At 71.3% G+C, this 17,902-nt stretch carries 20 protein-coding genes; 9 read left to right on the top strand and 11 right to left on the bottom strand.

Annotated features, from left to right (window positions below; translation table 11 throughout):
• Positions 1–31: 31 nt before the first annotated feature.
• The 5 genes from ACIBVP_RS21475 to ACIBVP_RS21455 form a co-directional block, all read right to left on the bottom strand.
• Positions 32–823, bottom strand: coding sequence for an alpha/beta fold hydrolase (locus ACIBVP_RS21475; protein ID WP_396107966.1), 792 nt, complete (start codon positions 821–823; stop codon positions 32–34).
• Positions 820–1,545 (bottom strand): SRPBCC domain-containing protein, encoded by a 726-nt coding sequence (locus ACIBVP_RS21470; RefSeq protein WP_396107965.1) that lies wholly within the window; start codon positions 1,543–1,545, stop codon positions 820–822. Before ACIBVP_RS21470 ends, ACIBVP_RS21475 begins: the two co-directional genes overlap by 4 nt.
• Positions 1,545–2,132, bottom strand: coding sequence for an ArsR/SmtB family transcription factor (locus ACIBVP_RS21465; RefSeq protein WP_396107964.1), 588 nt, complete (start codon positions 2,130–2,132; stop codon positions 1,545–1,547). Before ACIBVP_RS21465 ends, ACIBVP_RS21470 begins: the two co-directional genes overlap by 1 nt.
• Before the next feature lie 447 nt (positions 2,133–2,579).
• The gene (locus ACIBVP_RS21460) at positions 2,580–3,296 is read right to left on the bottom strand and encodes an alpha/beta fold hydrolase (RefSeq protein ID WP_396107962.1); all 717 of its coding nucleotides are present in this window, start codon (positions 3,294–3,296) and stop codon (positions 2,580–2,582) included.
• 56 nt (positions 3,297–3,352) lie between these two features.
• Positions 3,353–3,673 (bottom strand): YciI family protein, encoded by a 321-nt coding sequence (locus ACIBVP_RS21455; protein WP_396107961.1) that lies wholly within the window; start codon positions 3,671–3,673, stop codon positions 3,353–3,355.
• Positions 3,674–3,734: 61 nt separating this feature from the next.
• On the opposite strand from ACIBVP_RS21455, the gene ybaK reads away from it, so the two are divergent.
• Genes ybaK through ACIBVP_RS21435 form a run of 4 tightly spaced genes read left to right on the top strand, consistent with a single transcriptional unit; the run spans position 3,735 to position 7,350 of the window.
• A complete protein-coding gene (gene ybaK, locus ACIBVP_RS21450; protein WP_396107960.1) occupies positions 3,735–4,211 on the top strand; it encodes a Cys-tRNA(Pro) deacylase in 477 nt (158 codons plus the stop codon).
• 36 nt (positions 4,212–4,247) lie between these two features.
• The gene (locus tag ACIBVP_RS21445) at positions 4,248–5,699 is read left to right on the top strand and encodes an SDR family oxidoreductase (RefSeq protein ID WP_396107959.1); all 1,452 of its coding nucleotides are present in this window, start codon (positions 4,248–4,250) and stop codon (positions 5,697–5,699) included.
• A complete protein-coding gene (locus tag ACIBVP_RS21440; protein ID WP_396107958.1) occupies positions 5,696–6,052 on the top strand; it encodes a hypothetical protein in 357 nt (118 codons plus the stop codon). Before ACIBVP_RS21445 ends, ACIBVP_RS21440 begins: the two co-directional genes overlap by 4 nt.
• Positions 6,049–7,350: a cryptochrome/photolyase family protein gene (locus ACIBVP_RS21435; RefSeq protein WP_396107957.1), complete on the top strand. Its 1,302-nt coding sequence runs from the start codon at positions 6,049–6,051 to the stop codon at positions 7,348–7,350. The genes ACIBVP_RS21440 and ACIBVP_RS21435 overlap by 4 nt, the downstream gene beginning before the upstream one ends.
• Here the strand turns inward: ACIBVP_RS21435 and ACIBVP_RS21430 are convergent.
• From ACIBVP_RS21430 to ACIBVP_RS21415, 4 genes are all read right to left on the bottom strand, one after another.
• On the bottom strand, positions 7,324–8,118 hold the full coding sequence (locus ACIBVP_RS21430) for an alpha/beta fold hydrolase (RefSeq protein WP_396107956.1): 795 nt from the start codon (positions 8,116–8,118) through the stop codon (positions 7,324–7,326). The two genes, ACIBVP_RS21435 and ACIBVP_RS21430, sit on opposite strands and share 27 nt — an antisense overlap.
• Positions 8,115–8,615, bottom strand: coding sequence for a TIGR03086 family metal-binding protein (locus tag ACIBVP_RS21425; RefSeq protein ID WP_396107955.1), 501 nt, complete (start codon positions 8,613–8,615; stop codon positions 8,115–8,117). The genes ACIBVP_RS21430 and ACIBVP_RS21425 overlap by 4 nt, the downstream gene beginning before the upstream one ends.
• Positions 8,616–8,676: 61 nt before the next feature.
• Positions 8,677–9,891: an RNA polymerase sigma factor gene (locus tag ACIBVP_RS21420; RefSeq protein ID WP_396108163.1), complete on the bottom strand. Its 1,215-nt coding sequence runs from the start codon at positions 9,889–9,891 to the stop codon at positions 8,677–8,679.
• Positions 9,882–10,220 (bottom strand): YciI family protein, encoded by a 339-nt coding sequence (locus ACIBVP_RS21415; RefSeq protein WP_396107954.1) that lies wholly within the window; start codon positions 10,218–10,220, stop codon positions 9,882–9,884. Before ACIBVP_RS21415 ends, ACIBVP_RS21420 begins: the two co-directional genes overlap by 10 nt.
• Before the next feature lie 113 nt (positions 10,221–10,333).
• Between ACIBVP_RS21415 and ACIBVP_RS21410 the strand changes: the two genes are divergently transcribed.
• From ACIBVP_RS21410 to ACIBVP_RS21395, 4 genes are read left to right on the top strand one after another with little or no spacing between them, the layout of a single operon-like run.
• On the top strand, positions 10,334–11,569 hold the full coding sequence (locus tag ACIBVP_RS21410) for an MFS transporter (RefSeq protein ID WP_396107952.1): 1,236 nt from the start codon (positions 10,334–10,336) through the stop codon (positions 11,567–11,569).
• Positions 11,570–11,624: 55 nt separating this feature from the next.
• Positions 11,625–12,362 carry an SDR family oxidoreductase gene (locus ACIBVP_RS21405; RefSeq protein WP_396107951.1) on the top strand — a complete coding sequence of 246 codons (738 nt, stop codon included), beginning with the start codon at positions 11,625–11,627 and terminating at the stop codon, positions 12,360–12,362.
• Positions 12,362–13,237 carry an SDR family NAD(P)-dependent oxidoreductase gene (locus ACIBVP_RS21400; RefSeq protein ID WP_396107950.1) on the top strand — a complete coding sequence of 292 codons (876 nt, stop codon included), beginning with the start codon at positions 12,362–12,364 and terminating at the stop codon, positions 13,235–13,237. The genes ACIBVP_RS21405 and ACIBVP_RS21400 overlap by 1 nt, the downstream gene beginning before the upstream one ends.
• A 13-nt stretch (positions 13,238–13,250) precedes the next feature.
• Positions 13,251–14,174 carry a LysR family transcriptional regulator gene (locus ACIBVP_RS21395; RefSeq protein WP_396107949.1) on the top strand — a complete coding sequence of 308 codons (924 nt, stop codon included), beginning with the start codon at positions 13,251–13,253 and terminating at the stop codon, positions 14,172–14,174.
• On the opposite strand, the gene ACIBVP_RS21390 is transcribed toward ACIBVP_RS21395, so the two are convergent.
• Positions 14,118–15,353 (bottom strand): diguanylate cyclase, encoded by a 1,236-nt coding sequence (locus ACIBVP_RS21390; RefSeq protein ID WP_396107948.1) that lies wholly within the window; start codon positions 15,351–15,353, stop codon positions 14,118–14,120. The two genes, ACIBVP_RS21395 and ACIBVP_RS21390, sit on opposite strands and share 57 nt — an antisense overlap.
• 421 nt (positions 15,354–15,774) lie before the next feature.
• Positions 15,775–17,307, bottom strand: coding sequence for an LLM class flavin-dependent oxidoreductase (locus ACIBVP_RS21385; RefSeq protein WP_396107946.1), 1,533 nt, complete (start codon positions 17,305–17,307; stop codon positions 15,775–15,777).
• A 63-nt stretch (positions 17,308–17,370) separates the two neighbouring features.
• Here ACIBVP_RS21385 and ACIBVP_RS21380 point away from each other — a divergent pair, with 63 nt between their 5' ends.
• Positions 17,371–17,853, top strand: coding sequence for a MarR family winged helix-turn-helix transcriptional regulator (locus tag ACIBVP_RS21380; RefSeq protein ID WP_396107945.1), 483 nt, complete (start codon positions 17,371–17,373; stop codon positions 17,851–17,853).
• Positions 17,854–17,902 lie beyond the last annotated feature (49 nt).

The following is a 17,902-nucleotide window of genomic DNA, read 5'->3' as shown; positions in this document are numbered from 1 at the left end:
GACACCGCCTGAGGGCGGGTAAGGGCAGCCCTTACCCGAGGAAGAACGACCTCAGGACGGGTGCGAGGGCCTTCGCCTTCACCAGGTGCGTCTGCCCCGGCACGGTCTCGTGCCGCGCGTTCGGGAGCACCGCCGCGAGCGCAGCCGCGCTGTTGCGCATGTAGTCGGGGCTCTTGCCGCCGTCCGCGACCAGTGTGGGCATCGTCGCGGTCGTCCAGCGGTCGGACGGCAGCGGACGGCCCTGCCGCAGCCCCTCGACCAGCACCAGGTCGTTCGGCAAAGTGTGCGCGACGCCCTTCAGTTTCTTCCACACCGGGAGCAACTGCATCATGACGAGCGCGAAACCGGGCACGTCAACCGATTTCATGAACGTCTTCACCGCGTCACCGCGACGGTTTTCCGCGACCAGAGCGCGCATTTCCGCCAGCGCCGTTTCCGGGGCGGGCGCGTGCGTGTCGTCGACGATCAACGGCGGTTCGTACATGGCGAGTTTCGTGACGCCGATGCCCGCGTTCGCGGCTTCGAGCGCCAGCATCGCGCCGGACGACGCGCCGAACACGTGCGCGGTGCCGCCCGCCTGCTTGACGATCGCCTCGAGGTCCTCGATCTCGCGTTCCAGCGTGAACTCCGCGTCCGGGGTCTCGCCACGACCGCGCCGGTCGTAGGTGTGGACGGTGAAGTCCGCGGCCAGTTCGGCGGCCAGCGGACGGGACGGGCCGGAGTCTCGGAAGCACATGGCGCCGTCCACGATCACCAGCGGCGGGCCGTCGCCGGAGACCTCGTACGCGATCGCGGTGCCGTCCGCGGAAACTGTCGTGGTCATGTCAGGTCCTTCGCGTTCAGCCAGGCCACCCAGGCCTGTTCGGTGGCGTCCGGGGAAATGTCGGAGAAAATGTGGTGGCAGGCCATCACAGGCCCGCGGAAACCACGCAGGAAACGGTAGATCGCGTCGTCGGCGCGTATTCCGATCGTGTCGGAGTTCTCGAAGTAGACGACGCCGTCGACAGGTGGGAGTCCGTCGGGGGTGAACCGCACGCGGTCGCCGTCCTGGCCGATCGCCTCGACGAGCTTCGCGCGGGTGCGCGGCCAGTCGGTGATCATCGGGCCGAACGCCGTGATCGGCGTGGCGAACCGGCCCGCGAAGTGGTTCAGGTACGTGGCGAGGGTGTGCATGAACAGCGCGCCGCCCTTGGTCATCGCCTCGAACTCGTCCGCCCAGTCGTCGCCGGGCAGGAATCCGCTGTTCACGACACGCAGGACGGTGCTGCCCTGGTCCCGGCCCTCGATCAGGAACTCGTACGCGACGAACCGCCCGTTCGGCGCGGTCCCCGACTCGTACGCGAGCCGCTTGCCCGGCTCCCACGCCGAGACCTGGTGCTCTGGCGTGTACCCGCCGAACGCCTGCCGCACGACCTGGCCCGGGTCGACGTCGTTGCGGCCCATGAACCAGGAGTCGATGCCGGGGCCGGTGGCGATCGCCGCCCACACCTCGTCGGGTGTCGCGTCGACGTGCAGTTCCTCGGCCGTGGAGAACTCGTGCCCCATCACTGCTCCCCTTCGACGCTCGGGTGGACGGCGACGACCAGCCGGTGCTTGCGGCCGCCGGCGGCGGACTCGTCGTGGTACTTGCCGATCAGTCCGCTGACCGCGGTCGCCAGCTCCTCGGCGAACGCGGACCGGTCCTGCGCGCTCGCGAACCTGATCTCGCCCTCGACGGCGAACGTCGCGACTCGCTTCCTGGCCTTGTCAGCGCCGGTGATGAGCGAGCCGACGTCCTTGACCAGCCGCGCGGCGAGCGCCAACAGCCAACGGGCGGACAGGCGGTCGGCGGACCGGTCGGGGTCGGGCGCGACGGCCGCCATGGCGACGGGCGAGATCACGTACGACGAGGCCGTGGCACGCAGGACGCGCTCGGTCACGTTGCCCTTGCGGCGCTCCTCGACCAGCTCGACGAGCCCGTGCTTCTCGAGCGCACGCAGGTGGTAGTTGACCTTCTGGCGGGGCAGCCCGACCCGGCCGGCGAGCGTCGTCGCCGACCCGGGTTCGGCCAGCGCCGCGAGCAACCGGACCCGGATCGGGTCCAACGAGACCTCGGCGGCGGCCGGGTCCTCGATAACGGCGACTTCGAACATAAGAGAACCCTCCCACCGACAACATTATTTGTCAAGACAACCCAACTTGTCGGCCCCGAACGCCCACGAAACACCGCGAGTCGCGCTCCAGGACAGCATGAGTTGTCGGTTTCGTGCAGGTGATGCGGGCCGGGAGCCCGACACGAAACCGACAACTCGCCATGTTCTGAAGCGCGACTCGCCCTGTCCTGGCGCGCGACTCGCCCTGTTCCAAGGCGTGACTCGCCCTGTCCTGGCGCGCGACTCGCGGGGTTCTGACGCGACTCGCCGTGCTCTGGCGCGTGACTCGCCCTGGCCCAGGGCGCGACTCGCCCTGGCCCTGACGCGACTCGCCATGGCCTGACGCGCGACTCGCTCTGTTCTGGGGCGCGACTCGCTGTGGTCTGGGGCGCGACTCGCTCTGTTCTGGGGCGTGACTCGTTGTGGTCTGGGGCGTGACTCGCGGGGTTACTTGAGGGTTTTTTGTAGGGCTTTTGCCAGTGTGGGTGGGGAGATGTTGTGGGTCTCGTTCGGGAGGGTGGTTGTGGTGGCGTTGGGGAGGTGGGTGGCGAGGCGGTGTGCTGCCTCGTGCATCCAGGTCGGGCTTGCGCCGCCGGTCAGGATCGTTGTCGGGACGGTTGTGGTCGGGAGAGTTTCGAGGATCATCACCTCGTTGTCGTAGCGGAGGGTGGGGGCGAGGGCTTCCAGTGCGGGCCACGCGGGGGTCTCGCGCATGGTCGCCAGTGCCTCCGGTGGCATGCCCATCGCGGTGCCGAGGAACAGTTCCAGTGCCTCCGCAGGGCCCGCGGCCGCCAGGCGGGCCGTGTAGTCGGGGTCCGGGCCCGTTGCCGTGAGCGGGGGTTCGAACAGTGCCAGCCGGGTGATGGGGACGCCGGCCGCCGCAGCGCGCAACGCGAGCACGGCGCCCGACGAGATGCCGTACACCATCGCCGAGCCGCCTGCCGTCTCGATCACGACGGCGAGGTCCTCGATCTCCCGCTCCACCGCGTACGGCTGGGTGTCACCGCTGTCGCCGCGGCCGCGGCGGTCGTACGCGTAGACCGTGAAACCGGCCAGCGGAACCGCCGATCCGCGGTCGTTCAGCGCACCGCCGACGCACACGACCGCCGGGCCGTCGCCGACCGGTGTCACGGCGATCGTCGTACCGTCCTTCGAGGTCACCATGGGTATCTCCTTCCGTTCGCCGCACCGACGAACGGGCACCCACGGGATCGACACCCTCAGAGGATCCGGCGCACCTCGACCATCCCGACCGTCGCCCACGGGTGGGACGCCGCGATGCTCCGTGCCTCCTCCGCGGACGGGGCCTCGATCATCGCGAAGCCGCCCATCTGCTCCTTCGTCTCGGCGAACGGGCCGTCGGTCATCAGCACCTCGCCGTCACGTACGCGCAGCGTGCTCGCGGTGTCCGGTGGGTACAGCCCGGCGACCGTGACCAGCGCGTTCCGCGCGGTCAGGTCCTCCTGCCATTCGAGGCAGCCGGGCAGCACGTCCGGCACGGGCGTGTCCTCGTCCGCGCACAACAGGAGCAGGAACCTCATGCACGTGATTGTGCCGAATCTGACGCGGGCCACGCACTCGCGCGCGGCTAGATTTCCCGTCATGGCGGGCAAGGGAACTCCGGCGATCGCGTTGCTGGTGAAGAAGAAGGTCGCGCACCAGGTGCACGAGTACGACCACGACCCGAGGTCGGACTCCTTCGGCAAGGAGGCCACCGAGCTGCTCGGGCTGCCGGCCGAGCGGGTGTTCAAGACGCTCGTCGCGGAGGTCGACGGGAACCTCACCGTCGGCGTCGTGCCGGTGGCCGGGTCGCTGGACCTCAAGGCGCTCGCCGCGGCCGCCGGTGGCAAGAAGGCGAAGATGGCCGACGTCGCCGCTGCCGAACGGGCCACCGGGTACGTGGCGGGCGGCATCTCGCCACTGGGACACCGCAAACGTTTGCCTGTCGTGATCGACAGCTCCGCGCAACGCTTCGGCACGATCTTCTGCAGTGGCGGCAGGCGTGGGCTCGAGATCGAGGTCGCGCCAGCCGACCTGATCGAGCTGGCACAGGCGAAGGTCGCCCCGATCAGCGCCTGATCTGCGGAGTCACGCCCGGTGGACGAGGATCGGGCAATGCGGTGCGTGGTGTTCGGGGCGACGGGATACATCGGCGGGCGGCTCGTGCCCGCCCTCCTCGACGGTGGCCACGACGTGCGCGCGGTCGCGCGGGACACCGGCAAGCTCGCGGAGACGCCCTGGCGGAACCGCGCCGAGGTCGTGCGCGCGGACCTCGCCGACGTCGAGTCCGTGCGTGCCGCGCTCGACGGTCAGGACGTCGTCTACTACCTCGTCCACTCGCTGCAGCGGAAGGACTTCGTCGACCACGACCGCGAGCTGGCGACCACGCTCGCGAAGGCCGCCCACGACGTCGGCGTCACCAGGATCGTCTACCTCGGCGGCATCACACCCGACGGGGAGGAGCTGTCGCCGCACCTGGCGTCGCGCCGCGAGGTCGGGGAGATCCTGCTGGCCTCCGGTGTGCCCACGGTGGTGCTGAACGCGGCGGTGATCATCGGTTCCGGGTCGGCGAGCTTCGAGATGCTGCGTTACCTCACCGAACGCCTGCCCGCGATGATCACGCCGCGGTGGGTGCACAACCGCATCCAGCCGATCGCCGTGCGGGACGTCCTGCACTACCTCACCCACGCGGCCGCCCTGCCCGCCCACGTGCACCGCGCGTTCGACATCGGCGGCCCGGACGTCCTCACCTACCTCGACATGATGCGCAGGTACGCGGTGGTCGCGAAGCTGCCGAGGCGGGTCGTGGTACCCGTGCCGGTGCTGACGCCGTGGCTGTCCGCGCAGTGGGTCAACCTGGTCACGCCCGTGCCGCGCGGCATCGCCGTGCCGCTGATCGAGTCGCTGGTGCACGAGGTCGTGGCGCGGGACCGCGACATCGCCGCCCACATCCCCGACCCGGAGGTGATCCACGTCGAACGCGCCATCGAGCTGGCGCTCGCCCGGATCCGCCGGTCGGACGTGCCCACCCGCTGGTCCGACGCCGGCGCCCCGTCCGACCCGCTGCCCACCGACCCCGACTGGTCCGGCGGCACCGTCTACACCGACACCCGCGAGCGGGCCACGACCGCGGACCGCGAGACGTTGTGGCGGGTCATCGAGTCGATCGGCGGGGAGCACGGCTGGTACTCGTTCCCGCTGGCGTGGTCGGTGCGCGGGTGGATCGACCGGTTGGTGGGCGGCGCCGGGCTGCGGCGCGGCAGGAAGGACCCGCGTCGCCTGCACACCGGCGAGGCGCTCGACTGGTGGCGGGTCGAACGGCTCGACCGACCCAACCTCCTGCGCCTCCGCGCCGAAATGCGGGTACCGGGCCGGGCCTGGCTCGAGCTGTCCGCCGAACACGGCGAGAACGGGGGGTCGGTGTACCGCCAACGGGCGATCTTCGAACCCCACGGGCTGGCCGGGCACGTGTACTGGAAGTCGATCGCACCCTTCCACGACATCATCTTCGGCGGCATGGCACGCAACATCACCGGCGCCGCCGAACACGAGGAGACGACATCATGAGATTCCTGCTGCCCCGGCTGCTCGGCCTCGCGACCGCCGCCTACGGCGCCGCGATCACCGCGAAGCCCGAGCTGCTGCTGACGCCGTCCGGGATGCCGCGGGGCGAGAGGAACCTGCGCACATTCACCCGCACCCTCGGCGTCCGCGACCTGGCGTCGGGTGTGGCGATGGCGGTCGCGCCGTCGCGCACGGCCATGCGGGTCGCGATCGGTGTGCGGGTCGCGTCCGACGCCGGTGACCTGGTCGTGCTCGGCACGGCGCTCGCCGGGAAACCGGAACGGAAGAAGGTCGTCGCGGTGGCGGGCGGCTGGGCCCTGCTGTGCGCGCTGTCGGCACTGGCCACGCGCACATGACGGCAACGACGACCGTCGCCGTCTTCACCCGTGACCTGCGGGTCCGCGACAACCCGATGCTCGCCGCGGCGGCGCGGGGCGCGGACGAGGTGGTGCCGCTGTTCGTGCGCGACGACCGGATCACCGGCAGCGAGTTCGCGGAGGGCCGCAGGAAGTTCCTGAACGAGTCCCTCACCGACCTCGACATCGCACTGCGCGACCTCGGCGGCCGCCTCGTCGTGCGGGACGGCGACCCGGTGCGGGAGGTCTACCGCGTCGCGCACGAGGTGCGCGCGGACCGCGTCCACATCGCGGGGGACGTGTCGGCGTTCGCGCGGGCACGGGAGAAGGCGCTGCGGGACGCGTTGCCGTGCGAGTTCGTGGTGCACGACGACGTGCACACGGTCGTGCCGCCGGGGGCGATCACGCCGTCGGGCTCCGACCACTTCTCGGTGTTCAGCCCGTACCACCGGCGGTGGGCGGACGCGACGTGGCGGGCGGAGGCGCCGAAGCCGGCGCGGATCACGCTGCCGAGGATCCGTGTGGGGGCCGTGCTGTCCAGCAAGGGCAACGGTTTCCCCGGCGGCGAGACGGCCGCGCGCAAGCGGGTGACGTCGTGGCTGCGGTCGTCAGCGGAGTCCTATGCGGACGACCACGACGCGCTGGCCGCCGACCGCACGTCGCGCCTGTCGCCGTACCTGCACCTGGGTTGCCTGTCCGCGCTGGAGGTCGCGCGACGTGGTGCGACGTCGCCGGAGTTCGTCCGGCAGCTGGCGTGGCGCGACTTCCACCACCAGGTCCTCGCGGCCCGCCCCGCCGCCGCGCACGACGACTACCGCCCCCGCGGCGACCGCTGGCTCGACGACGAGCACGCGCTGTCGGCGTGGCGGGCCGGTGAGACGGGGATCCCGATCGTCGACGCGGGCATGCGCCAGCTGCTCGCGGAAGGCTGGATGCACAACCGCGCACGGCTGATCGTGGGCTCCTTCCTGACGAAGACCCTGTACGTGGACTGGCGGGCGGGCGCCGCGCACTTCTTCCGGCACCTGCTCGACGGCGACGTCGCCAACAACTGCATGAACTGGCAGTGGGTGGCGGGCACCGGCACGGACACCCGCCCCAACCGCGTCCTCAACCCCCTGCGGCAGGCGGACCGCTTCGACCCGGACGGCGAGTACGTGCGCCGGTACGTCCCCGAGCTGTCCGATGTGGACACCAGGTACGTGCACCGGCCGTGGGAGAAGCCGGTGCGGGGGTACCCGCCGCCCATCGTGGACCTCGCCGAGGCACGGTCACGGTTCCTGGCCGCCCGCGGTTAGCGCCAGGATCTCCTTCGCCACCAACGGCCAGACGCGGCCGGGCAGCTCGTGACCGGTCTTCGGCATGACCACCAGCCTGGCGCCCGGGATCTCCCGCGCCAGCGCTTCTCCGTGTGGCAGCGGGAAAAGCGGGTCCGAGTCGCCGTGCAGCACCAGGGTGGGGACGGCGATCTCCGGCAGGCGGTGCCGCCACGAACCCGATCCCTCGGTCGCGTGGTGGTTCTTCTGGCTGGACTCCTGGTTCGTCGTGCGGGACACCGCGATCGTCGCGATCGACCGCACCTCCTCCTCGTCGAAGGGTTCCGCCGACATCGCGCGCTGGCTCGCCACCAGGTACGCCACGACCGCCGCGTCGTCCGACCAGTCCGGTTCCGGCGGGAACTCCACCGGCACCATGCCCGGCAGGTCCGGGTCGCCCGCGCCCGCCGACGTCGAGATCGCCGTCAGGGTCCGGACCCGCGACGGGTGGTCGAGGGTCAGCACCTGTGCCAGCGCGCCGCCCATCGAGATGCCGACCACGTGGGCCGCGGCCACGCCGAGCGAGTCCAGCACCGCCAGCGCGTCCGTCACCAGGTCCGTCCCCGTGTACCCCGGCTCGCCCGGCGGGTAGCCGGGTGCGTCGCCGGTGTCGCGGTGGTCGTAGCGGATCACGTACCGGCCGGTCAGCATGCGGCAGAAAGCCGGTGGCCACCAGTCCATCGACGCGCCCGCACCGTGGATCAGCAGCACGGCAGGGTCGTCGGGGGAGCCGAACGTCGACACGCTCATGCGACCCTCCCCAGCTTCGCCAGCAGCACGGTCATGGGATCGTCGGACGCCGGTTCGACCGGCGGCGCGAACATGCCCTCGGCGGGCGGCGGGCCCACCGACGCCAGAACCCGCTCCACGACCTCCAGTACCGGTGTGTACCGCACGCCCGCGCCCCGCGCCATGTCCCAGCCGTGCGCCAGCGACTCCGACACGCTGATCCCCGCGATCACCGAACCCGGGGTGGGGCCGAACGGGAACGGGTGCGAAGCCGCCAGTACCGCCGGGTCCTCGTACACCGCGAGGCACCGGTCCGCCGCCGCGCGGTAGGCGTGCGCGAAGTCCTCGCCCTGGTAGGCATCCGGGCCACCGTCGACCGCCGCCGCGAAGAAGCACATGCCGTCCACCAGGTGGCTCGCCACGTCCCGCACCGTCCAGCCCTCGCACGGGGTCGGTGCCGTCCAGTCCGTCGCCTCGGCCAGTACCGCAGCCGTCGGGTCGTACGCCTTCGCCAACATCAGGTCCTCCTTCGATCCGTCTCGGCCCACCGACGAACGGCCGCCACCCGGATCGACACCCCTACGGAGAAACTTCCGCCAGCCGTCCCGACAGGTACCGCCTCTCCACGTCCGAGGTGGTCAGCGCCAGCGCGGCCCGGTATTCCGCCGCCGCCTCGTCGTCGCGGCCGAGGCGGCGCAGCAGGTCGGCGCGGGTCGCGGGCAGCAGGTGGTAGCCGTCGAGCCCGGTCAGCGAGTCCACCAGTTCGAGCCCGGCGGCCGGGCCGTCGGCCATCGCGACCGCGACCGCGTGGTTCAGCGCGACCACCGGCGACGGCACGTACCGGCGGAGCCGCTCGTACAGCGTCGCGATCTGCGCCCAGTCCGTGTCCTCGGCGGTCTTCGCCGTCGCGTGGCACGCCGCGATCGCCGCCTGGATCTGGTACGGGCCCGGTTTCCGCAGCCGCAGCGCCGTGTCCAGCAGCGTCGTGCCCGCCTCGATGGCCGCCGCGTTCCACAGCGACCGGTCCTGTTCCTCCAGCGTCACCAGGTCACCGGACGGCGACACCCGGGCCGGGGTGCGCGCGTCGTGCAGCAGCATCAACGCCAGCAGCCCCATGGCCTCGGGTTCGTCCGGCAGCTGGGACACCAGCACCCGGCCGAGGCGGATCGCCTCCGCGGACAGGGTGCGCCGCACGAGGTCCTCGCCCTCCGACGCGGCGTAGCCCTCGTTGAACAGCAGGTACACGACGCCGAGCACGGCGGTCAGCCGTGCGGGCAGCAGCTCGGCGGGCGGCACCCGGTACGGGATGCCGGCGTTGCGGATCTTGCGTTTCGCCCGGACCAGCCGCTGCGCCATCGTCGCCTCGGGCACCATGAACGCGCGCGCGATCTCCCCCGTCGTCAGACCGGCGAGCGTGCGCAACGTCAGGGCGACCCGCGCCTCGAACGCCAGCGCGGGGTGACAGCACGTGAAGATCAGGCGCAGGCGGTCGTCGCGGATCTCCGGCGGCGGCTCGCCGTCGCCGGACGGCATGGCCGCCAGCTCGCGCAGTTTCTCCGCCCCGACCTTCTCGCGCCGCAACCGGTCCAGGGCGCGGTTGCGGGCCGTGGTGGTGAGCCACGCCCCCGGCTTGCGCGGGATCCCGTCCTTCGGCCAGCGGTCCAGAGCCTGGGTGAACGCGTCCTGTGCGCACTCCTCAGCGAGGTCGAAGTCGCCCGTCAGCCCGATCAGGGTGGCGACGACCTGACCCCACTCGTCCCGGAAGGCAGCGGTGACCGCTTCGTTCACTCCCAGATCGGCCGCACCTCGACCATGCCGTACTTCGCCACCGGATGCGCGGCGGCGATCTCCAGGGCCTCGTCCAGGTTCGCGCACTCGATCACGCTGAACCCGCCCATCTGCTCCTTGGTCTCCGCGAACGGCCCGTCGGACAGCAGCACCTCGCCGTCCCGTACCCGCACGGTCGTGGCGTCCGACGGTGGCCGCAGGACCTCACCGGAGAGCAGCACCCGCCGCCGCGTCATCTCCTCGATCCACGCGACGGACTCGTCCTCACCGCACACGTCCTGTGACGTCCGGCCGGAGTCGTCGTCCTCGCCGCCGATGAGCAAGAGGTACCGCATGCCGCCATGCTCTCACGTAACGGAGTCCGTTCAGCCCTGTCCGGAGAGTTCACCTCCTAGTACCGTTCGTATCTGGATGATGTCGGAAAGTAGCGACTCCTGGGGGAGGATGTGTGGCTACCGACTCGCCGGTCAGATACCGCGCGTTGTTCGGCAATTCCGAGTTCCGCGCGCTCTTCTTCGCCCATTCGATGTCGATCGCGGGCGACCAGTTCGCCAGGGTCGCACTGTCCGTGCTCGTGTTCGACCGTACGAACTCACCGGCGTGGACCGCGCTCACGTACGGCCTGACGTTCCTGCCCGACCTCGTGGGTGGCCCGCTGCTGTCCGGGCTCGCCGACCGGCACCCACGCCGGGGCCTCATGGCGACGGCCGACGTCGCCCGCATGCTGCTGGTCGCGCTGATGGCGGTGCCCAACGCGCCGCTGTGGATCGTGTGCGCGCTGCTGGTGGCGGTGCAGTTGATCGGCGCGCCCGCGAACGCGGCACGTGGCGCGCTACTGCCCGCCGTGCTGGGCGCCGACCACTACCCGGCCGGGCAGGCGGTCATGCAGACCGTCACGCAGGCTGCGATGGTGCTCGGGTTCGCCGGTGGCGGCGCGCTCGTCGCGACCGTCGGCACGAGCGGCGTGCTGCTCGCGGACGCCGGCACGTTCCTGGTGTCGGCGGCGCTCGTGTGGTGGCTGGTGCGCCCACGGCCGGTGCCGGAAGGCGACGAGCCCGTCGTGCAGCGCACGTGGTGGTCCGACCTGACCCGCGGCGCCGGGCTCGTGTGGTCCGACCTGCGACTACGTGCGCTCGTGCTGTTCGCGTGCGTGTCCGGGTTCTACATCGTCGGCGAGGCGCTGGCGGTGCCCTACGCCGCGGCGCTCGGCAGCGGACCGGCCGCGGTCGGGTTCATGTTCGCGGCCTACGCCGCGGGCACGGCCGCCGGGATGCTGCTCGTCGCGCGGTTGCCGCTCCAGGCGCGGCTGCGGCTGCTGGCGCCGCTCGCGCTGGGTGCGTGCGTGCCGCTGGTGGCGTGCTTCGCCGATCCCCACCTCGTGGTGGTGGTGCTGCTGTTCGTGGCGTCGGGCGCGGGCAGCTCGTACCACATGATCGCGTCGACCTCGTTCGTGCTCGCGGTGCCGGACGAGCGGCGTGGACAGGCGTTCGGGCTCGCGGTCACCGCGCTGCGGGTGGCGCAGGGCCTCGGCGTGATGCTGGCCGGTCTGGCCGGGGAGTTCGCGGAACCGCACCAGGTGGTCGGGACGGCCGGGGTGTTGGGTGTGCTCGCCGTCCTGGGGGTGGCCTTGTTGTGGCGGGCCGCGGACGGGCGGAACCTGACCATGGATGCGTCGCGCGCATAGTCGGCATCGCGACATTGCATTGGACACATAGCTCTGCCCGTCGCAGAGTGGGGGCATGAACGACACACAGCGAGTGGCCATCGTGACCGGCGGGTCGCGAGGCATCGGCAGGCAGACGGTTTCGCGGTTGGCACAGGACGGCTTCGCCGTCGTCGCGGTCTACGCGGGACGTGCCGCGGACGCGGACGCCGCCGTCGAGGAGGTCACGGCCAAGGGCGGTCGCGCCATCGCGGTCCAGGCCGACGTGGCCGACGAGCAGGCGGTCGCGGCACTGTACGACCGCACCGAGCGGGAGTTCGGTGGCGTCGACGTCGTGGTCAACGCGGCGGGCGTCATGAACAACCCGACCCCGCTGGTCGACCTGCCGCTCGACGAGCTGGACCGCATCCTGCGCACCAACGTGCGCGGCACGTTCGTGGTGTCGCAGCAGGCCGCCCGGCGGGTGCGGAAAGGCGGCGCGATCATCAACTTCTCCAGCTCCGTGACGCGGTTGCGGCAGCCGGGCTACACGCCGTACGGCGCGAGCAAGGGCGCGGTCGACACCATGACGTTGATCCTCGCCCGCGAGCTGCGTGGCCGCGACGTCACGGTGAACGCGGTGGCGCCCGGGCCGACCGCGACCGCGCTGTTCCTCGACGGCAAGTCGCAGGAGGTCATCGACGGCCTCGCGAAGGCGGCACCGCTGGAGCGGCTCGGTGAACCGGACGACATCGCCGAGGTCGTGGCGTTCCTCGCCGGGCCGGCGCGGTGGGTCAACGGCCAGGTCCTGTACGCGAACGGAGGCATCGCCTGATGAGCGGAGCCCGCCGAGCGAACCTCGCTTCAGCCAGGATCCTGATCTCCGGCGCGTCCAGCGGCTTCGGTGCGCTGACCGCCCGCGCACTCGCGGACGCCGGGCACACCGTCTACGCGGGCATGCGGAACGCGGCCACGCGACCGGAAGCCGGACAGGCCCGCGCGTACGGCATGCACCCGGTCGAGCTGGACGTGACGTCCGACGCGTCGGTCGACGCGCTCGACCTGCCCGATCTGGACGTCATCGTGCACAACGCGGGCCACATGGTCACCGGCCCGGCCGAGGCCTTCACACCGGAGCAGTACGCGTCCCTCTACGACACCAACGTCCTCGGCGCACAACGGCTCAACCGCAGGCTCCTACCCGCCATGCGCGCACGCGGTGACGGGCTGGTCGTGTGGGTCGGCAGCTCCAGCACCCGCGGCGGCACCCCGCCGTACCTGGCGCCGTACTTCGCGGCGAAGGCGGCCATGGACGCGCTCGCGGCGAGCTACGCGCTGGAGCTGGCCAGGTTCGGCATCGAGACGTCCATCATCGTGCCGGGTGCGTTCACCAGCGGCACCAACCACTTCGCGCACAGCGGCACTCCCGCCGACACGGCGGTGGCGGCCGAGTACGAGCCGCGCTATCCCGGTCTCATGGACCAGGTCGGCGCCGCGCTGGCCGAGCTGGAGCCGCCGACGGCCGACGTCGCGGAGGTGGCGCGCGCGATCGTGCGGGTCGTCGACGCACCGAAGGGCACCCGCCCGTTCCGCGTCCACGTCGACCCGGCCGACGACGGCGCCGCGGTCGTGAACGCGGTCGCCGACCGGGTGCGCGCGGAGTTCCTGCGCCGCATCGGACTCGCGGACCTGCTGCACCCGGCGGCGTGAGATCGTGCAGGTCGTGCGCACGACCCAGCTGCACCGCGTCGACCTGAACCTGCTGGTCGCGCTGGCCGCGCTGCTCGAGGAGCGGCACGTGTCCCGCGCGGCCGACCGGATCGGCCTGTCGCAGCCCGCGACCAGCAGGGCGCTGCAGCGCCTGCGGCACACCCTCGGCGACGAACTCCTCGTCCGCACACGGGAGGGCTACCAGCTGACCCCGCGTGCGGAACGCATCCAGCGAGAGCTCGCGACCGTGCTCCCCCGGCTGGAGATCCTGTTCGGCGGCGAGCACTTCGACCCGGCCACCGCGACCGACCGGTTCCGGCTGATGGCCACCGACTACATGACCTCCGTGCTCGGCCCCGGCCTGCTGCGCAGGATGTTCCGCGACGCACCGGGCGTGGCGGTGACGTTCGACGCGTGGCACGACGGGGTGTTCTCCGACGTGTCGCACGGGCTGGTGGACCTCACGTTCGCGGCCGTGTCGGTCGACCCGTCGCTGCGCAGCGAGCTGCTGTTCGAGGAACGGTTCGTGTGCCTCATGGCGGCGGACCACCCGCTGGCCGACCGGGACGTGCTGACGCTGGCGGAGTTCGTGGGCGCCGCGCACGCCGTCGTGACCGTGCTGCGTGGTGAACAGTCCGCAGTGGTCAGACGGCTCACCGAGATGGGTACCCACCGCACCGCGGCACTGTCGGTGCCGTACCACACCGCCGCGGTGCTCGCGGTCCGGGAAACCCGCCTGGTGGCGACGATCCCGGCCCGCATGGCGGCCACAGTGGACGATCCGCGGCTGCGCGTGGTGCGGGCGCCGGAGGAGGTCGAGGCGATGCCGTACCTGATGTCGTGGCACCCGCGCCTCGACGACGACCCGGCGCAGCGCTGGCTACGAGACCTTGTCCGCGTCGTCGCGAACGAGTCCGAGCCGGATCCACTCCTGTGACCGGCGCGCGGACGGCAACGACGGGCGCACGGCCTCCGCGATGCGGACACGGTCCCGGCCCTCGGTCTTCGCGTCGTACAGGGCAGCGTCCGCGGCCAGCAGCAACGAGGTCCGTTCCGTGCCGTGGTCCGGGTACACGGCCGCCCCGACCGACGCGGTCAGCCCCCGGATCACCTGCGTTTCCCCGTCCAGATCCGGCACGGTCACCGCCAACTCCGCGATCGCGGCCCGTACCCGCTCCGCCGCCTCGCACGCGTCGTCGGCGCCGAGCCCGGGCAGCACGATGGCGAACTCCTCACCGCCGTACCGGCCCACCATGTCGTGCCCCCGCACCGAGTGCTTGATCGCCTCGGCCACCGCACGCAGCACGATGTCGCCCGCGAGGTGCCCGTACCCGTCGTTGACACGCTTGAAGTGGTCGAGGTCGACCAGCAGCAACCCGAGCGTGCCCTGCAGCCGCCGCGCACGGTCGAGTTCGTCGTTGGTCAGCTCGGCCCAGAACGTCGGCTCGAACAGCCCGGTCTTGGCGTCGGTCCTGCTGGCGTCCCGGAACTGCGGCAGCAGCAGCCCGGTGTGCAACGCCAGCACCGTGACGATCAGCAACGGCGTCCACCACGGCTGCGAGATCATCACGATCGCCATGCCGGTGCCGAGCCCGATCGCACCCGCGATCATCAACTGGTCGCTGGCTCGACCGAGCACCTTGCGCGCGGGCCGGTCCGGGTTGGTGAGCAGGATGACACCGACCACGAGCGCGTAGTTCACGAGCCAGTAGATGAACCCGGCCACCACCACCGCGACGAGCCCGAGCGGCCCGCTGAGCGTCACCGCGAACGGCTCGGTGTGCGTCGGGAAGATCGCGGCCAGCACCAGGTACGCCCCGGCCAGGGCGAGCACGACGGTCGCCGCCGAGAACACCTTCCTGTGCACGAGGGCACGTCGCCGGTACACCCGAAGCCACGAGTGCACGTAGCTGATCAGCAGGATGCCCGCCACGAGCGGGGGCGGCAGCAGCAACAGGGCGGCGAAGAACCACACACTTTGCAGATGCGTGTGCGGCGAGCCCTCTGCGGTAACCTCGCGGACGCGTTCCAGACCGCGTGCGGCCTCGAGGTGCACGACCGCGGCGAGGGCGAGCAGACCGAACCACAACCAGTCACGTGCCGTGATCGACGACAACGAACTGGTCCCCACTACAGTGACCAGCGCAGCGAGTTCCGCCAACAGGATGTATACCAGGACGGGTCTCGGAAGAGACCATAGAACCCAGCGGCGCGGTGCGAGCCGCTTCCACCCCGGAACCGGGACAGGATGATCCGCGTCGTCCACCGCTGTACCCCCTTCAACGGAGGTCCCCCACTGTAACGGCTCGGCCACCCAGTGTCCCGACTCCAAAAGAGTGACCACCGGTCGGCCCCTTCTTCCCCAAGGAGATGTCATGTTCGCGATGAACAACACCACCAGCCGCCCGAACGACTGGCGGCAGACCAGTCGTACGAGTGACCGGCGGATCGGCCGACTGCGCAACCGGTAACGCATCACGGGGAGGGCGTTCGCCGGCGGGGGCCGGGCGAACGCCCTCCGGCTTTTCCCTGAAACCTCAGTGCCGGAGCGGGATGCGCGCCATCGGTTCCACCAGTTCCCGTTCCTCGTACGAGAGGTGGGACAGGAGCGTGTCGGTGAGCAGGTCGACGGCCGCCGACAGCTCGGTGATGCCGTTGGGGTCGCTGACCGTGGCGACGAGCGCGGCGTCGACGCGTTCGAGCACGTCGTGGATGGCGTGGTGTTCCTCGGTGAGCCGGTCGAGCACCGGCCCGAGACGGGCGTCGCCGCGGCGCAGCTGCGGGTAGAGCTGCCGGTCCTCCAACGTGTGGTGCACGGTGACGAGCCGGCAGTAGCTCTCGCAGTACGCGCCCAGCGTCCAGTTGTTCTGCCGCATGGTCATCGTGTTGATCTCCGACCGGGCGGCGCCGACGTCGAGCGCGCCGTCCGCGACCTGCCTGACCAGCGACCGCACCCGGGACAGCTCGGCACGCAGGTGGTCGTGGACGTCGATCAGCTGCTGGCTGCCCGCGCGCCCGGCCGCCGTGTAGACCGCGTCGGGTGCCGGGGCGGGCCCGGTCGGCCGCACCGCCTCGTCCCACAGCCGTTCGGCCGACAGCCTCGTGCCGTCGTCCGGGGTCGGGGTCACGCCGAGCCCGTCCGCCACCGCGACCACCGGGGATGAAACCGTGGTGGTGCCGAGGTTTCGCTCCTGGCCGACCAGCTCACGCACGCCCGGGGCGACCTCCTCGGCGAACCGGCGCAGGTCGTCGTCGCCACCGGCGTCGACCATCAGCACGAACCCGCTCATGCCTTCGGTGAGCGCGAGTTCGGCGAGCTGCTCGACCCACACCTTCACCGGACCGCGCAGGAACTCCTTGCCGTTGCCCGAAAAGTCGCCGCCGACGTTGTAGAGCCGCCGGACGTCCGACGGTGAGCGCCCGGCCTCCTCCGCGGCCTCGTCGATGATCCGGTTCATCTCCGTGAGCTGTTCCGGTGGCGCGTACGGGCTCGACGGCAGCCAGCCGTCGGCGGTCCGCCCGGTCAGCCGGAGCATGCGTGGTTTGTAGGCCCCGAGCCAGATCCCGATGTCGTGCGCGGGGAACGGGCCGGGGTGCGCACCTTTCAGCGTGTAGTGCTTGCCCTCGAACTTCGCGCCGCGGCCCGGCGTCCACAGCGCCCGGATCACCGCGATGGCCTCGGCGAGGGCGTCGATGGACTCCCCGGCGCTGAGGCGTTGGCCGCCCATCCCGACGATGGCGTCCCAGAACGCGCCCGCGCCGAGCCCCAACTCGACGCGCCCGCCGGTGATGATGTCGAGGCTCGCGGCGCTGCGGGCCAGCACGGCGGGCGGGCGCAGCGGCAGGTTGGCGACGTTGGGGAACACCCGCACGCGCTCGGTCGCGGCGGCGATGACCGACAGCGACGTCCACGTGTCCAGGAACTGCGCCTGGTACGGGTGGTCCTGGAGGCTGACGAGGTCCAGTCCCGCGTCGTCGGCAAGACGCGCGAGCCGCAGGGTCTCGCCGAACTGGTCGGCGGCGGGCGGCAGGAAGACACCGAACTCGAGTTCGTGACCGTAGTCTGGCATACCGACGATATTACACACAGATGTTCTGTTCGACAGACGTTCTGTGTCGGCTATCATCGTGGAATGGCAGCACTCGACGGCGACCTCGGCTGGACGCTCGGCGTGGTCTTCCGCGCCTACGTGAAGGCGACGGACGCGGCGGTCGGCGACCTGCCCGGCAGCCATCGCGGCTACCAGATCCTCAAGGCCGCCACCGAGGAAGCACCCGAAAGCCAGTCCGCGCTCTGCCAGCGGCTCGGCATCGACCGCACGGTCATGACCTACCTGCTCGACGACCTCGAACGCGCCGACCTCGTCGCCCGCAAACCCGCGCCGACCGACCGCCGCACCCGCCTGGTCGTCGCGACGGAGACCGGCCGCGAGCGGCTCGCCGAGCTCGACCGCCGCCTCGCGCACGCCGAGACGCACGTGCTGTCCGGCCTGGACGCCGCCGACCGCACGCAACTGAAGGCCCTGCTCGGCAAGCTCGCCACGCACGCGAACTCCCTCGACCCGGTGCACGACGCGTGCACGATCGTCGAGGACCTGGCGACCCACCACCCCTGATCGTCTCTTGACGTGAGCCAGCTCACGGCCGTACCGTGCTCGGCAATAG

Source organism: Actinophytocola sp. NPDC049390 (assembly GCF_044466355.1).
Lineage (GTDB): Bacteria > Actinomycetota > Actinomycetes > Mycobacteriales > Pseudonocardiaceae > Actinophytocola.
The sequence above is the reverse complement of the archived record's forward strand: the minus strand, read 5'-3'. Positions and strand labels throughout refer to the sequence as shown.

Coding starts and splice junctions, on each gene's coding strand:
- ACIBVP_RS21475 (WP_396107966.1), bottom strand. CDS start 823: ATGACCACGACAGTTTCCGCGGACGGCACCGCGATCGCGTACGAGGTC.
- ACIBVP_RS21470 (WP_396107965.1), bottom strand. CDS start 1,545: ATGGGGCACGAGTTCTCCACGGCCGAGGAACTGCACGTCGACGCGACA.
- ACIBVP_RS21465 (WP_396107964.1), bottom strand. CDS start 2,132: ATGTTCGAAGTCGCCGTTATCGAGGACCCGGCCGCCGCCGAGGTCTCG.
- ACIBVP_RS21460 (WP_396107962.1), bottom strand. CDS start 3,296: ATGGTGACCTCGAAGGACGGTACGACGATCGCCGTGACACCGGTCGGC.
- ACIBVP_RS21455 (WP_396107961.1), bottom strand. CDS start 3,673: ATGAGGTTCCTGCTCCTGTTGTGCGCGGACGAGGACACGCCCGTGCCG.
- ybaK (WP_396107960.1), top strand. CDS start 3,735: ATGGCGGGCAAGGGAACTCCGGCGATCGCGTTGCTGGTGAAGAAGAAG.
- ACIBVP_RS21445 (WP_396107959.1), top strand. CDS start 4,248: ATGCGGTGCGTGGTGTTCGGGGCGACGGGATACATCGGCGGGCGGCTC.
- ACIBVP_RS21440 (WP_396107958.1), top strand. CDS start 5,696: ATGAGATTCCTGCTGCCCCGGCTGCTCGGCCTCGCGACCGCCGCCTAC.
- ACIBVP_RS21435 (WP_396107957.1), top strand. CDS start 6,049: ATGACGGCAACGACGACCGTCGCCGTCTTCACCCGTGACCTGCGGGTC.
- ACIBVP_RS21430 (WP_396107956.1), bottom strand. CDS start 8,118: ATGAGCGTGTCGACGTTCGGCTCCCCCGACGACCCTGCCGTGCTGCTG.
- ACIBVP_RS21425 (WP_396107955.1), bottom strand. CDS start 8,615: ATGTTGGCGAAGGCGTACGACCCGACGGCTGCGGTACTGGCCGAGGCG.
- ACIBVP_RS21415 (WP_396107954.1), bottom strand. CDS start 10,220: ATGCGGTACCTCTTGCTCATCGGCGGCGAGGACGACGACTCCGGCCGG.
- ACIBVP_RS21405 (WP_396107951.1), top strand. CDS start 11,625: ATGAACGACACACAGCGAGTGGCCATCGTGACCGGCGGGTCGCGAGGC.
- ACIBVP_RS21400 (WP_396107950.1), top strand. CDS start 12,362: ATGAGCGGAGCCCGCCGAGCGAACCTCGCTTCAGCCAGGATCCTGATC.
- ACIBVP_RS21385 (WP_396107946.1), bottom strand. CDS start 17,307: ATGCCAGACTACGGTCACGAACTCGAGTTCGGTGTCTTCCTGCCGCCC.
- ACIBVP_RS21380 (WP_396107945.1), top strand. CDS start 17,371: ATGGCAGCACTCGACGGCGACCTCGGCTGGACGCTCGGCGTGGTCTTC.